This is a genomic window from Gordonia sp. NPDC003376, from assembly GCF_053589235.1.
On record NZ_JBSFRM010000008.1, the window covers coordinates 60,949 to 74,464 of the forward strand.

Sequence of the window (13,516 nt, forward strand, 5' to 3'; positions counted from 1 at the left end):
CGGCGAGACCGATCCGTCACCGTGCCAGATCGGGTTACGGCCGGATGGACGCTCAGGAGCAGTACGGTCCCGACACGGCGTAGAACCCGTAGTCGAACAGATTGCCCGGTGCGGTGTCGGGATCGACGATGAGTTGCAGGCACCCCTTGGGGTCGGCGAGGGCGCCCTTCAGCGCGAGGTCGAACTGCTGCGCGAATCCGAGGTTGGCCAGGCGGTATGCAGACGGAACCGGCAGGGCCGCGAGCGCGTCGGGGGCCTTCATCCGTGAGAGCTGCCTGGTGAATCCGTGCGTGGCGAGGTAGCCATACGATCCGGCGGGCACGGGCATCGGAGAACTGGCCGTGGGAAATTCCGGTTCTTCCGACTTCGGGACCGGGGACACCGATTCCGGTGCCGGGGTCCGCGGTTCGGACGATCCCGGGTTCGCTGCCGGCGGGTCCGTCGCAGGAGCCGCCTGCGCCTCCGCGGTGCCGATGACCATTGCGAGCATCGCGGCCACTGCGGCGAGCAGTGCAGGCACTCCCCGTCTCCAGTGGGACCGAACCCTGCGCGACACGGCGGTATGGGTGCGGGGACGGGCGATGATCACACAACTCCTCGGGTCGACGGGCGCCGTACTCGGCGAACTTTCGCGCAAGTATCACAGCCCCATGTCACCCCGATGATTGCGAGGAGGTCACGATTCGGTCGCGATCATGCGGTCATACCCCGCACCGGCTCTGTTCACGCTCGCCCCTGCGCGCGCTCTGTGATCCTCGCCAGCCGGCGTGCAGTCCCCCGGCATTCGGTCCCTTGCGTTCGGACCCTTGCGCTCGGATCCCGGCGTTCAGTCCTCGGCGCTCGGACCGTCGGCGCCGATCGGCCGCTGCCCGGCGAGTCGTCCCTCACGCATCCGCCGCGCCACGTCGGCGCGGATGTAGCGGATGTAGAGCCACACGAACAGGAAGATCAGCCCGATCACCGCGATCGACCAGTGGAACAGGCCGCCGATGATCACCAGGAACTGCAGGCCGATGTCCATTTCGAGCGCACGGGCCCGCCTCTGCATCCCGCAGGCCAGGACCAACAGGACGGTGATGACCGCCAGATAGGTCCCTGACACCCAGGTGAGTCCCCCGCCGAGCTGGGCGACGACCGGGAAGGTCAGGATCATCACGATCACCTCGAGGACGAGCGTGCCGGCCATCACGCCGCGCAAGCCCTTCCACGGGTCGGTGGCCGGGGCGGTGAAGCCGGGATGCTCGCTCATGACGGTTCCTTACCGAACAGGGTGCGGCCGGCGCCGGCGGTCACCACCGACCCGGTGATGATCACCCCCGCACCGGACACGGGTTCACCATCGGACTCCTCGGCCAAGCCGATCGCCGTGGCGACCGCATCGGGCAGGAAGGGTTCGACGACGACACGGTCCTCGCCGAACACCTCCCGTGCGGTCTCGGCGAGATCCTCGGCGTCACGGGCACGGGGCGAGCCGTTGTTGGTGATCACCACCTCGTCGAGGATCGGCTCGAGGGCGGCCAGGACGCCCTCGGCATCCTTGTCGCCGAGCATGCCGATCACGCCGATGAGGCGACGGAAGTCGAACTCGTCGGTCAGTGCCCGGGCCAGTGCCTGTGCACCGTGCGGATTGTGGGCGGCGTCGACGAACACCGTCGGCGCGCTGCGGACTCGCTCGAGCCGGCCGGGACCGGACACGGAAGCGAAGCCGGCACGCACGGCGTCGACGTCGAGCTGACGGTCCGGGCCGGCGCCGAAGAAGGCCTCCACCGCGGCGAGTGCCAGGGCGGCGTTGGCCGCCTGGTGCGCGCCGTGCAACGGTAGGAAGATCTCCTCGTACACGCCACCGAGACCTTGGATGCGCAACAACTGTCCACCGACCGCGGTGGCCGATTCGAGCACCGCGAACTCGGAGTCCTGCCGGGCCACCACCGTGCCCTTCTCCACGCTCTCGCGCAGCAGCACGTCCATCACGTCGGGGGCCTGCGGGGCGATCACCGTGACCGGGTCGATCTGCACCAGATCGTCCTTGCCGCGCTTGATGATCCCGGCCTTCTCCCCCGCGATCGCCGCGAGGGTGTCACCGAGGTAGTCGGCGTGGTCCATCGCGATCGGGGTGATCACCGCGACCGTGGCGTCGACGACGTTGGTGGCATCCCACCGGCCGCCCATCCCGGTCTCGACCACCGCGACGTCGATCGGCGCCTCGGCGAAACATGCATAAGCAATCGCGGTGAGCACCTCGAACTTGCTCATCCGCGGGCCGTCGGCGGCCGTCGACGAGTCGTCGACCATCGTGATGTACGGCTCGAGGTCGCGGTAGGTGTCGATGTAGGTGCGTGCCGGGATCGGTCGCCCGTCGATCGCGATCCGCTCGGTGACCCGCTGCAGGTGAGGGCTGATGATCCGGCCGGTGCGCCGGTGCAGCGCCACCAGCAGGGAGTCGATCATCCGGGTGACCGAGGTCTTGCCGTTGGTGCCGGCCACGTGGATCGCCGGGTACGCGTGCTGGGGTGAACCGAGCAGGTCCATCAGCGTCGAGATCCGGGTCAGCGAGGGCTCGATCTTGGTCTCGGGCCACCGGGTGTCCAGGTCGGCTTCGACCTCGGCGAGTTCGGCGAGGTCGGCCTCGCTGTCGGTGGCGATCACCGGTGCGTCGTCGTCGCCCGGATATCCGGCGTCGCCGCGCACCTCTCCCTCGTCGTCGGCCAGCAGTGATCCCAGCGCCATCGGATCGGGTTCGATGTCACCGGCGTCCTCCCATCCGGCGAAGTCGGCAGCGGTGAAGATGGGCCCCTCGTCGTCGCCGGGCTGGGGGCCGTCGGGGTCGGCGTCATCGGGATGACGGTCGTCGCGGCTCACGATCCTCCCAGCGAGGCGAGCTTGGCCTGCAGGCGCTCGACCTCTTCGACGGCGATCTCACGACGCCCGCGGATCTTGGCGACCACCGCATCCGGGGCCTTGGACAGGAACTGCTCGTTGCCGAGCTTCGCGGTGGTCTGCGCCAGCTCCTTCTCGGCGGCGGCCAGGTCCTTGGTCAGGCGTTTGCGTTCGGCCTCGACGTCGACGGTGCCCGAGGTGTCGATCTCGACGCCCACGGTCGCACGGCTCAAACGCACCTCGAGGGTTGCGGTGGCGGCGAATCCGTCGGCCGGGTCCTCGAGGCGGGCCAGCGACGCGATGTAGGCCACGGCCGGTTCCAGACCCGACTCGGCGAGCGCGGTGAACCGCACCGGCACCTTCTGACCGGGCTTGAGGCCCTGATCGCTGCGGAAACGACGCACCTCGGTGATCAGCTTCTGCAGATCGTCGATGGTGACGGCCGCCTCGGCGCCGTCACCGGCGCCGACCCGGGTCGGCCAGTCCGCGATGACCAGCGACTGCCGGCCGGTGAGCGTGGTCCAGAGCACCTCGGTGACGAACGGCATCACCGGCGAGAGCGCCCGCAACAGCCGGTCGAGGACCGCACCGAGGACCAGTCGTGTTGCCTCCGAACGCTTCTCGTCGTCCTCGGCGAACTGCACCTTGGCCAGTTCGAGGTACCAGTCGCAGAACTCGTCCCACGCGAAGTGATACAGCGCCTCGCAGGCCTTGGAGAACTCGTAGGCCTCGAAACCGGCGTCGACCTCGGTCAGCACCTCGTCGAGGCGGCCCAGGATCCAGCGGTCGGCGACGGTGAGGTCGGCCGGCAACCCGGCGTCGGGCACGGTCGCGCCGTTCATCATGGCGAACTTGGTGGCGTTGTACAGCTTGGTGGCGAAGTTGCGCGACGACTGCGCATGGTCTTCACCCACCGAGATGTCGCTGCCCGGGTTGGCGCCACGGGCGAGGGTGAAGCGCAGCGCGTCGGCGCCGAACCGCTCCACCCAGTCGAGCGGATCGATGCCGTTGCCCTTGGACTTCGACATCTTGCGGCCGTGTTCGTCACGGACCAGGCCGTGCAGGAACAGATTGCCGAACGGGACGGCCTTGTCGGGGCCGAGTTCCTTGCCGACGTAGGTGCCGAACATCATCATGCGGGCGACCCAGAAGAACAGGATGTCGTAGCCGGTGACGAGAACCGAAGTGGGATAGAACTTCTCGAGATCGTCGGTCTTGTCCGGCCAGCCGAGCGTGGAGAACGGCCACAGACCCGAGGAGAACCACGTGTCGAGCACGTCGGTCTCCTGGGTGTACCCGGCGGGTGCCTCCTCGTCGGGGCCCACGCACACGACGTCGCCGTCGGGGCCGTACCAGATCGGGATGCGGTGGCCCCACCACAGCTGACGCGAGATACACCAGTCGTGCATGTTGTCGACCCAGCCGAACCAGCGCGGTTCCATCGACGCCGGATGGATCACGGTGGACCCGTCGCGGACGGCGTCGCCGGCGGCCTCGGCCAGCGACTCCACCTTGATCCACCACTGCATCGACAGGCGCGGCTCGATGGGCTCGCCGGTGCGCTCGGAGTGGCCGACGCTGTGCAGGTAGGGACGGACCTCCTTGACGATGCGTCCCTGCTCGGCGAGGGCCTCACGCACCTTGACGCGCGCCTCGAACCGGTCCATGCCGTCGAATTGCGTTCCGGTGCCCGCGATCCGGGCCTCTTCGTCCATGATCGTCGGCATCGGCAGGTCGTGCCGCAGGCCGAGCTCGAAGTCGTTGGGGTCGTGCGCGGGGGTGATCTTGACCGCGCCGCTGCCGAACTCGGGGTCGACGTAGTCGTCGGCGACCACCGGGATGGTGCGGTCGAGGAAGGGATGGGCGAGTTCGGTGCCCACCAGATGGCGATAGCGCTCGTCGTCGGGGTGCACGGCGATCGCGGTGTCGCCGAGCATGGTCTCCAGACGGGTGGTGGCCACCACGATGTGCGGCTGGGAGTCGTCGAGCGATCCGTACCGGAAGCTGACCAGCTCGCCCTCGACGTCGGCGTAGCTCACCTCGATGTCACTGACCGCGGTCTTGAGCACCGGCGACCAGTTGACCAGCCGCTCGGCCTGGTAGATCAGTCCGTCGTCGTACATCTTCTTGAACACGGTGTGCACCGCGCGGGACAGGCCCTCGTCCATGGTGAAGCGCTCGCGGGACCAGTCGACACTGTCGCCGAGGCGACGCATCTGCTCACCGATGTTGCCGCCGATCTCGGCCTTCTCGGTCCAGACGCGCTCGATGAACTTCTCGCGGCCCAGGTCGTCGCGGGTCTTGCCCTCGGCGGCGAGCTTGCGCTCGACCATGGTCTGCATCGCGATCGCGGCGTGGTCCATACCCGGCAGCCACAGCACCTCGTAGCCCTGCATGCGGCGCCGCCGGGACAGCGCGTCCATCAGGACGTGCTCGTAGGCGTGGCCCATGTGCAGGGAGCCGTTGACGTTGGGCGGCGGGATGACGATGGAGAACGCGGGCTTGTCCGAACTCGCGTCGGCGGTGAAGTAGCCCGCGTCCACCCACGCCTGGTAGAGCCGGGCCTCGTGCTCGGCGGGGTCCCAGGTCTTCGGCAGCTCGCGGGAGGAATCGGGTGTGCTCACCCCACAATCTTAGGAAACGCCGCCGAGGCCCCCGCCGCCGACCGAGGTGCGCAGGCGATGCAGGTCGTCGGGCGCGTTCACGTTGGTCAGCCATGTGGCGTCGCTCACGGTCACGCGATGGGTGACCAGGGCATCGAGCGCGGCGGTCATCCTTCGCTCACCCGAGTCCACCAGACCCTTGATCACCGACGCCGCGCGCACCCGGTAGATACCCGCCATCGGGTGGTCGCGCTGGGTGTCGCTGGCGACGACGGCGTCGGCGGATTCGGTGAGCCCGCCGAGCAGTTCGTCGATCAGTGCGGTCTCGATCAGCGGCATGTCGGTGGCGCAGACGAAGGCCAGGTCGGCACCTGCCGCGGCGGCCGCCGACAGCCCGGCGGCCAGCCCACCGAGCGGTCCGGTGCCGGGTTCCTCACCGGTGACCCAGGTCGCCGGCGGCCCCCCGGTCCCATGGAGGTCCTGATACGCCGGGGATGCGGTGGTGGCCGCGATGAACACCCCGGCCGGACAGCGCCGGTCGACGATCTCGACGATCCGCGCGAGCATCGGCTGCCCCGCCCAGTCCATCGCCGCCTTGTTGTGTCCCATCCGTCGCGAACGTCCGCCCGCGAGGACGAGACCTGCCAGGTGCATCCCGGTTGCGTTGGTCATGCGAACAGTCTGTGGGACATCGGGCCCACAAGGGGGCAAGATGAACGAATGGCCCATATTCACCACCCGGACACCGACACCGACGTCACTGTCGACGAGCCCGACGCGGTGCACGTCTCCCACGTCAAGCACTACGCGGCCGGGGTGCCCGCCGTAGCGGTCGCCCTGCAGCGCGGGGTGGAGCAGATGGGTCCGGTCCGTACCGCCCGCACACTGGCGAAACTCAACCAGCGCAACGGTTTCGATTGCCCGGGCTGCGCCTGGCCGGAGACCCCCGGGCACCGCAAGCACGCCGAGTTCTGTGAGAACGGGGCCAAGGCGGTCGCCGAGGAGGCCACCCGACGGCAGGTCGGTCCGGACTTCTTCGCCCGGCATTCGGTGGCCGATCTGGCGACCAGGTCGGGGTATTGGCTGTCCCAGCAGGGACGGCTGACCCATCCGATGTACCTCGCCCCCGACGACACCCACTACCGGCCGGTCGACTGGGACGAGGCCAACCGGATCGTCGCCGACGAGTTCGCCGCGATGACCACCCCCGACGAGGCGGTCTTCTACACGTCGGGCCGCACCAGCAACGAGGCCGCGTTCGTCTACCAGCTGTTCGCGCGCAGCCTCGGCACCAACAATCTGCCGGATTGCTCCAACATGTGTCACGAGTCGTCCGGCACCGCGCTCACCTCATCGATCGGCATCGGCAAGGGGTCGGTCAGCGTCCCCGACCTCGAGCACGCCGACCTGATCCTGATCGCCGGCCAGAACCCTGGGACCAACCATCCCCGGATGCTCGGCACCCTGGCCAACGCCAAGGAGAACGGCGCGCGGATCGTCGCGATCAACCCCCTACCCGAGGCCGGTCTGATGCGGTTCAAGGATCCGCAGAAGGTGGGTGGGGTGATCGGCGCGGGCAGCAAACTCGCCGACGACTTCCTGCAGGTCCGCATCGGCGGCGACATGGCGCTGTTCCGCGGTGTGGCGCGGCTCGTGCTCGACGCCGAGCGCGCCGCCCCCGGCACCGTGTTCGACCGGGAGTTCCTCGACGAGCACTGCGCCGGCGTCGACGACTATCTCGCCCTCCTCGAGGATCTCGACTTCGCCGACGTACTCACCGCGACCGGGCTGTCCGAGGCACAGATCCGCGATCTCGCGGATGCGGTGATCCACGCCGACCGCGTCGTACTGTGCTGGGCGATGGGCCTCACCCAGCAGCGACACGGAGTGGCCACCATCGCCGAGGGCACCAACCTGCTGTTGCTGCGCGGGATGATCGGCAAGCCCGGCGCCGGACTCTGCCCGGTGCGCGGACACTCCAACGTGCAGGGCGACCGCACCATGGGCATCTACGAGAAGATGCCGGAGGCGTTCCTCTCCGCGGTCGACCACGAGTTCGGCATCACCAGCCCCCGCAACCACGGATTCGACACCGTCGCGGCGATCGACGCGATGACGCGCGGGCAGGTGCGGGTGTTCATGGCGATGGGCGGCAACTTCGTCTCCGCGGCGCCCGACACCCGGGCCACCGAGGCCGCCCTGGCCCGGTGTCGGCTGACCGTTCAGGTGAGCACCAAGCTCAACGAGTCCCACGTGGCCACCGGCCGTGCCGCACTGATCCTGCCCACTCTGGGCCGGACCGACAAGGACGTGATTGCCGGAGTGCCACAACAGGTCTCGGTGGAGGACTCGATGTCGGTGGTGCACCTGTCGCGCGGCTCGCTGAAACCGGCGTCGGAGTTGCTGCACTCGGAGGTGGCCATCGTCTGCGACCTCGCCGAGGCAACCCTGGGCGCCGACCACCCGGTGGGCTGGTCAGCGCTGAAGCACGACTACGACCTCATCCGCGATCGCATCGCACGGGTCATCCCCGGGTTCGTGGACTTCAACGCGCGGGTGCGGGCCAAGGACGGATTCGTCCTCCCCCATCCCCCGCGTGACGCCCGCAAGTTCGAGACATCCACCGGGCGTGCGAACTTCGCGGCGTACCCACTCGAATGGGTGTCGGTACCGGCGGGCCGGCTGATCCTGCAGACGATGCGCAGCCACGACCAGTACAACACCACCATCTACGGTCACGACGACCGCTATCGCGGTGTCAGCGGCAACCGGGATGTCGTGCTCGTGCATCCCGACGACATCACCGCACTCGGCCTGCACCCGGGCGATCACGTCGACGTGGTGTCGGAGTTCGACGGACCCGACGGCCTCGAGGAGCGCCGGGTCACCGACTTCGAGCTGGTCGCCTACGACACGCCGCGCGGCAACGCCGCCGCCTACTACCCCGAGACCAACCCGCTGATCCCGCTCCTGTCGGTGGCCGCAGAGTCAAACACCCCGGTCTCCAAGGCCGTGGTGGTGCGCCTGGAGCCGCGCGGATGAACTGATCGGCGCCGCGGTGCCGAGAGGGCTGCGCCGCGGTGCCGAGAGGGCTGCGCCGGGCGGACAGGGTGTTCCGCCCGGTGTCGTCCTGCCGGCGACCCGCAACGGGCAACCGCCGGCAACGAGCAGAAACACACGGGAAGCCGGGTTCCGGCTGGAACCCGGCTTCCTGCGGATCTGAGCGCTGTGTCAGCGACGCGTGCGAATCCGCTCAGGCACTCTTGTCGCGCCGCTCGTCGTCGTCGGCGGTGCGCGGCACGATGGTCGGCAACACGTTGTCGTTGACGGTCTCGGCGGTCACCACGACCTTGCCCACGTCGGTGCGGCTCGGGATGTCGTACATGACCGGGAGCAGCACCTCCTCCATGATCGCGCGCAGACCACGAGCGCCGGTGCCGCGGTGGATGGCCTGATCGGCGACGGCCTCGAGGGCATCCGGGGTGAACTCCAGCTCGACATTGTCCATCTCGAAGAGCTTGGTGTACTGCTTCACCAGAGCGTTCTTCGGCTCGGACAGGATCGAGACGAGCGATTCCTTGTCCAGGTTGGTCACCGAGGCGATGATCGGCAGTCGGCCGATGAATTCGGGGATCAGGCCGAACTTGATCAGGTCCTCGGGCATGACCTCGGCGAAGTGGTCGGTGATGTCTACCTCGTTCTTACTCGCGACCTCGTTGCCGAAACCGATGCCGCGCTTGCCGATTCGTTCGGCTATCACCTTCTCCAGCCCCGCGAAGGCACCGGCCACGATGAACAGCACGTTGGTGGTGTCGATCTGGATGAACTCCTGGTGCGGGTGCTTGCGTCCGCCCTGAGGTGGCACCGACGCCTGGGTTCCCTCCAGGATCTTCAGCAGGGCCTGCTGGACACCCTCACCGGAGACGTCCCGGGTGATCGACGGGTTCTCGCTCTTGCGGGCGATCTTGTCGACCTCGTCGATGTAGATGATGCCGGTCTCGGCGCGCTTGACGTCGTAGTCGGCGGCCTGGATCAGCTTCAGCAGGATGTTCTCGACATCCTCACCCACATATCCGGCCTCGGTGAGCGCGGTCGCGTCGGCGATGGCGAACGGAACGTTCAGCATCTTCGCCAGTGTCTGAGCGAGGTAGGTCTTGCCGCAACCGGTGGGGCCGAGCATCAGGATGTTCGACTTCATCAACTCGACGGTCTCGCCGCTGCGGGCGTCCTTCTTCTCACCGGCCTGGATGCGCTTGTAGTGGTTGTACACCGCCACGGCCAGGGTGCGCTTGGCAGTGTCCTGACCGATGACGTAGTTCTCCAGGAAGTCCTTGATCTCGGCCGGCTTGGGCAGGTCGTCGAGTTTCACGTCGCCGTTCTCGGCGAGCTCCTCCTCGATGATCTCGTTGCACAGGTCGATGCACTCGTCACAGATGTAGACGCCCGGTCCTGCGATGAGCTTCTTCACCTGTTTCTGGCTCTTGCCGCAGAAGGAGCACTTCAGCAGATCGCCACCGTCTCCGATTCGTGCCATCTCGTGCTGTACCTACTTCCTCGATGTGGCCGGACTGCCAGTTGTCTCGATGGTGCCGCCACCGGATCGGCGGCGGGAGGCCGGCGGGCGCGGCGCGTCATGGGTAGACCGTGACATCTCCGCTGTTACGACGGTACCCGCGTACCCGGATTACTTCGACCGCTTGACGTAAATGTCGCGGGAGAAAATCGTGGTCGACGGCGCCGGACCATCGGCTCGGCGGCGCCGTCGACCCGACCGCGTCACTTCTTGAAGGACTTCTTCCGGTACTCGAACACCTCGTCCACGATGCCGTATTCCTTGGCGGCGTCGGCGGTGAGGATGTTGTCGCGGTCGGTGTCCTTACGGATCTTGTCGGCCGGCTGACCGGTGTGACGCGACAGGATCTCGTCGAGGCGGTTGCGGATCCGCTCGATCTCGGCGGCCTGGATCTCGAGGTCGGAGACCTGGCCCTGATAGGCGCCGCCCGTGCGCGGCTGATGGATCAGGATGGTGGCGTTGGGCAACGCGGCACGCTTGCCGGGGGTACCACCGGCCAGCAGGATCGCCGCGGCCGAGGCCGCCTCACCCAGGCACACCGTGACGATGTCGCAGTGCACGTACTGCATGGTGTCGTAGATCGCGAGCATGTCCGGCACGCTGCCACCGGGCGAGTTGATGTACATCGTGATGTCGCGGTCGGGGTCCTGCGACTCGAGCACCAGAAGCTGTGCCATCACGTCGTTGGCGACGGTCTGGTCGATCGGCGTACCGACGAAGACGATGCGCTCCTCGAACAGCTTGGCGTACGGGTCGTACTGGCGCTGCCCGTTGGGGGTGTGCTCGATGAACTGCGGCAGGATGTAGCGCGCCTCGATGGACTTGAGTGCCAGTGCCGAGGCGGGGATTCCGGCGGCCACATCGGCCGGCAGCGAATCGAGATGGGAGATGTTGGTCATGGTCTGCTCCGTGGGGTTGAGAGGTCGGCGGTGTCGGTGCTGCGTCACACTCAGGGCTTGATGGCGGTTGCCCGGGCGATCACGTGATCGACCAATCCGTACTCCTTGGCCTCCTCGGCGGTGAACCACTTGTCACGGTCCGCGTCGGCCTCGATCTTCTCCAGCGGCTGCCCGCTGAACTCGGCGTTGAGACGGTTCATCTCGCGCTTGGTGGCGGCGAACTGCTCGGCCTGGATGGCGATGTCGGCGGCGGTACCACCGATACCCGCCGACGGCTGGTGCATCATGATCCGCGCGTGCGGCAGCGCGTGACGCTTGCCCTTGGCACCGGCGGCGAGCAGGAACTGGCCCATCGACGCGGCCATACCCATCGCGTAGGTCGCGACGTCGCACTCGGCGAGCTGCATGGTGTCGAAGATGGCCATACCCGCGGTGACCGAACCACCGGGCGAGTTGATGTAGAGATGGATGTCGCGCGTCGGGTCCTCCGCGGCCAGCAGCAGGATCTGCGCGCACAGCCGGTTGGCGATGTCGTCGTCGACCTGGGTGCCGAGGAAGATGATGCGCTCACGCAGCAGCCGCTCGAACACCGAGTCGGTGAGGTTGAGCCCGGCGACGCCCGAGCTCATCGAAGGGGTGTGGATGGTCGGCTTGCTCACGGTTCCTACCTTTGCCTGTCGTAACCTCGTGCCGGTCGGCGACCCACACGTCTGTCTCACGTCTTCCGGTGCCCTCCGGCGTCGTCACCGACACTAACCAATCGCGGGGCACCGGCACTCCCTCGGACACCCCTATTCGCTGAGAGCAGAACGGTATCCGTTCATCCCCTGCTCACCTGTGGGCACCGGTCACACATTGCGTGCAGACGCCGACAGCCGGGCACCCGTATCGGGTACCCGGCTGTTCGGAGCAGTGGAGGATCAGTCCTCGGCCTCTGCCGCGTCGTCGGCGTCGTCCTTGGCGAAGAACTCGGAGGTGTCGACGCTGGCGCCCTCGGAGTCGGTCACGGCGATGTCCGGGACGACGGCCGCGAGCGCCTTGCCGCGACGGACGTCGGCGTACACCTGGCCGACCTGATTGGCCTGGGTGAGTTGCTGGATGAACTCGGCCGGCTGCATGCCGTAGCGCTGCGCGGTGAACAGGATCTGCTGGGTCAGCTCGTCCTGGCTGACCTCGGTGTCCTGCTGGTCGGCGATCGCGTCCAGCAGCAGCTGGGTGCGCACCGACTTCTCGGCACCTTCGCGGGCATCGGCCTCGAAGGCCTCCCGGGTGGTGCCCTGCGCCTCGAGCAGCTGGGCGAAGATCGCCTCGTCGTGCCCGATGCTGTGCAGCACCTGCTCGAGCTGTCCGTCGACCTCGGCCTGCACGACGTTCTCCGGCAGCGGGATCTCGACGGTCTCGAGCAGGCGCTCGAGGACGGCCTCGCGGATCGCGTCGGCCTGCCCGAGCTTCTGCGACTGCGCGGCGCGCTCGGCGAGGGACTCGCGCAGCTCGTCGACGGTGTCGAACTCGCTGGCCATCTGGGCGAACTCGTCGTCGAGTTCCGGCAGCTCGCGCTCCTTGACGGAGTTGACGGTGACGGTGACCTCGGCCTCCTCACCGGAGTGATCGCCGGCGACCAGCGTGGTGGTGAAGACCTTGGACTCGCCGGTCTTCAGGCCGACGAGGGCCTCGTCGAGACCGTCGATCAGCTCTCCGGAGCCGACCTCGTGGGACAGGCCCTCGGTGGACGCCTCCTCGACGGTCTCGCCGTCGACGGTGGCAGACAGGTCGATGGAGACCATGTCGCCGTCCTGGGCCGCGCGATCGACACCGGCGAGGGTGCCGAAGCGGGCGCGCAGGTTCTCGAGCTGCTCGGCGACGGCGTCCTCATCGGACTTCAGCGCGTCGACCTCGACCGCGAGGGTCGAGTAGTCGGGCAGGGTGAGCTCGGGGCGGACGTCGACCTCGGCGGTGAAGGTGATCGACTCGCCGTACTTGAGCTCGGCGACGTCGATGTCGGGTTGACCGATCGCCTTGGTCTCGGTCTCGGCCACGGCCTGCGAGTACTTGCCGGGCAGGGCGTCGTTGACGACCTGCTCCAGGATCGCGTCGCGGCCCACGCGGGCCTCGATCAGCTTGGCCGGCGCCTTGCCCGGGCGGAAACCGGGAATCCGGATCTGCTGGGCAAGGGCCTTGTAGGCCCGGTCGAAGTCGCCCGAGAGCTCCTCGAACGGCACTTCCACGTTGAGCTTCACCCGGGTGGGATTCAGCTGCTCGACGGTGCTCTTCACGCTGCGCATGCTCCTTATTTCTGCGTTGCGGACGATCTCTGTGTTGCGGACGCCCTGGTGGTCGCGTCCCTGCCCTGATCTCTGTCGGGATGACAGGATTTGAACCTGCGACCCTCCGCTCCCAAAGCGGATGCGCTACCAAGCTGCGCCACATCCCGTGGCCCGCCGTCGCGCTACGTCACCTGGACGCACCCGCACATGCAGGGCCGACTGGATATCTTACGGGTCCGGCTCCCACTCATGAAAACCCGACCCCCCGACTCCCCCGACCCGACGGCGGAACCCGACGTC

10 protein-coding genes and 1 tRNA gene are annotated in these 13,516 nt (G+C 67.8%); 1 reads left to right on the plus strand and 10 read right to left on the minus strand.

Annotation, left to right across the window (positions count from 1 at the left end; genetic code table 11):
- Positions 1 to 52: 52 nt before the first annotated feature.
- From ACWDUA_RS10610 to ACWDUA_RS10630, 5 genes are all read right to left on the minus strand, one after another.
- Positions 53 to 520 (minus strand): hypothetical protein, encoded by a 468-nt coding sequence (locus tag ACWDUA_RS10610; protein ID WP_449750982.1) that lies wholly within the window; start codon positions 518 to 520, stop codon positions 53 to 55.
- 306 nt (positions 521 to 826) lie between these two features.
- The gene (locus tag ACWDUA_RS10615) at positions 827 to 1,249 is read right to left on the minus strand and encodes a DUF4233 domain-containing protein (protein ID WP_449750983.1); all 423 of its coding nucleotides are present in this window, start codon (positions 1,247 to 1,249) and stop codon (positions 827 to 829) included.
- Complete coding sequence (gene folC / locus ACWDUA_RS10620; protein ID WP_449751085.1) at positions 1,246 to 2,727, minus strand: bifunctional tetrahydrofolate synthase/dihydrofolate synthase; 1,482 nt, start codon at positions 2,725 to 2,727, stop codon at positions 1,246 to 1,248. The genes ACWDUA_RS10615 and folC overlap by 4 nt, the downstream gene beginning before the upstream one ends.
- A gap of 128 nt (positions 2,728 to 2,855) precedes the next feature.
- Complete coding sequence (locus ACWDUA_RS10625) at positions 2,856 to 5,501, minus strand: valine--tRNA ligase (protein ID WP_449750984.1); 2,646 nt, start codon at positions 5,499 to 5,501, stop codon at positions 2,856 to 2,858.
- 9 nt (positions 5,502 to 5,510) lie between these two features.
- Complete coding sequence (locus tag ACWDUA_RS10630; RefSeq protein ID WP_449750985.1) at positions 5,511 to 6,152, minus strand: molybdenum cofactor guanylyltransferase; 642 nt, start codon at positions 6,150 to 6,152, stop codon at positions 5,511 to 5,513.
- 48 nt (positions 6,153 to 6,200) lie between these two features.
- Between ACWDUA_RS10630 and ACWDUA_RS10635 the strand changes: the two genes are divergently transcribed.
- Complete coding sequence (locus tag ACWDUA_RS10635; RefSeq protein WP_449750986.1) at positions 6,201 to 8,522, plus strand: FdhF/YdeP family oxidoreductase; 2,322 nt, start codon at positions 6,201 to 6,203, stop codon at positions 8,520 to 8,522.
- Positions 8,523 to 8,733: 211 nt separating this feature from the next.
- Here ACWDUA_RS10635 and clpX read toward each other — a convergent pair whose 3' ends face one another.
- The 5 genes from clpX to ACWDUA_RS10660 all read right to left on the minus strand — a co-directional run bounded on the left by clpX (position 8,734) and on the right by ACWDUA_RS10660 (position 13,383).
- Positions 8,734 to 10,014 (minus strand): ATP-dependent Clp protease ATP-binding subunit ClpX, encoded by a 1,281-nt coding sequence (clpX, locus tag ACWDUA_RS10640; protein WP_449750987.1) that lies wholly within the window; start codon positions 10,012 to 10,014, stop codon positions 8,734 to 8,736.
- Between the two features lie 242 nt (positions 10,015 to 10,256).
- Positions 10,257 to 10,952 carry an ATP-dependent Clp protease proteolytic subunit gene (locus ACWDUA_RS10645; protein WP_449750988.1) on the minus strand — a complete coding sequence of 232 codons (696 nt, stop codon included), beginning with the start codon at positions 10,950 to 10,952 and terminating at the stop codon, positions 10,257 to 10,259.
- Positions 10,953 to 11,002: 50 nt separating this feature from the next.
- A complete protein-coding gene (locus ACWDUA_RS10650; RefSeq protein WP_449750989.1) occupies positions 11,003 to 11,611 on the minus strand; it encodes an ATP-dependent Clp protease proteolytic subunit in 609 nt (202 codons plus the stop codon).
- A gap of 261 nt (positions 11,612 to 11,872) precedes the next feature.
- Positions 11,873 to 13,225 (minus strand): trigger factor, encoded by a 1,353-nt coding sequence (gene tig / locus ACWDUA_RS10655; protein ID WP_449750990.1) that lies wholly within the window; start codon positions 13,223 to 13,225, stop codon positions 11,873 to 11,875.
- Positions 13,226 to 13,309: 84 nt separating this feature from the next.
- Positions 13,310 to 13,383, minus strand: a tRNA-Pro gene (locus tag ACWDUA_RS10660).
- Between the last annotated feature and the right edge of the window lie 133 nt (positions 13,384 to 13,516).

Bases quoted from the DNA above. Each gene is read 5' to 3' on its own strand.
- ACWDUA_RS10635 (WP_449750986.1), top strand. From the start codon at position 6,201: ATGGCCCATATTCACCACCCGGACACCGACACCGACGTCACTGTCGAC.
- ACWDUA_RS10615 (WP_449750983.1), bottom strand. From the start codon at position 1,249: ATGAGCGAGCATCCCGGCTTCACCGCCCCGGCCACCGACCCGTGGAAG.
- ACWDUA_RS10645 (WP_449750988.1), bottom strand. From the start codon at position 10,952: ATGACCAACATCTCCCATCTCGATTCGCTGCCGGCCGATGTGGCCGCC.
- ACWDUA_RS10630 (WP_449750985.1), bottom strand. From the start codon at position 6,152: ATGACCAACGCAACCGGGATGCACCTGGCAGGTCTCGTCCTCGCGGGC.
- folC (WP_449751085.1), bottom strand. From the start codon at position 2,727: ATGGCGCTGGGATCACTGCTGGCCGACGACGAGGGAGAGGTGCGCGGC.
- clpX (WP_449750987.1), bottom strand. From the start codon at position 10,014: ATGGCACGAATCGGAGACGGTGGCGATCTGCTGAAGTGCTCCTTCTGC.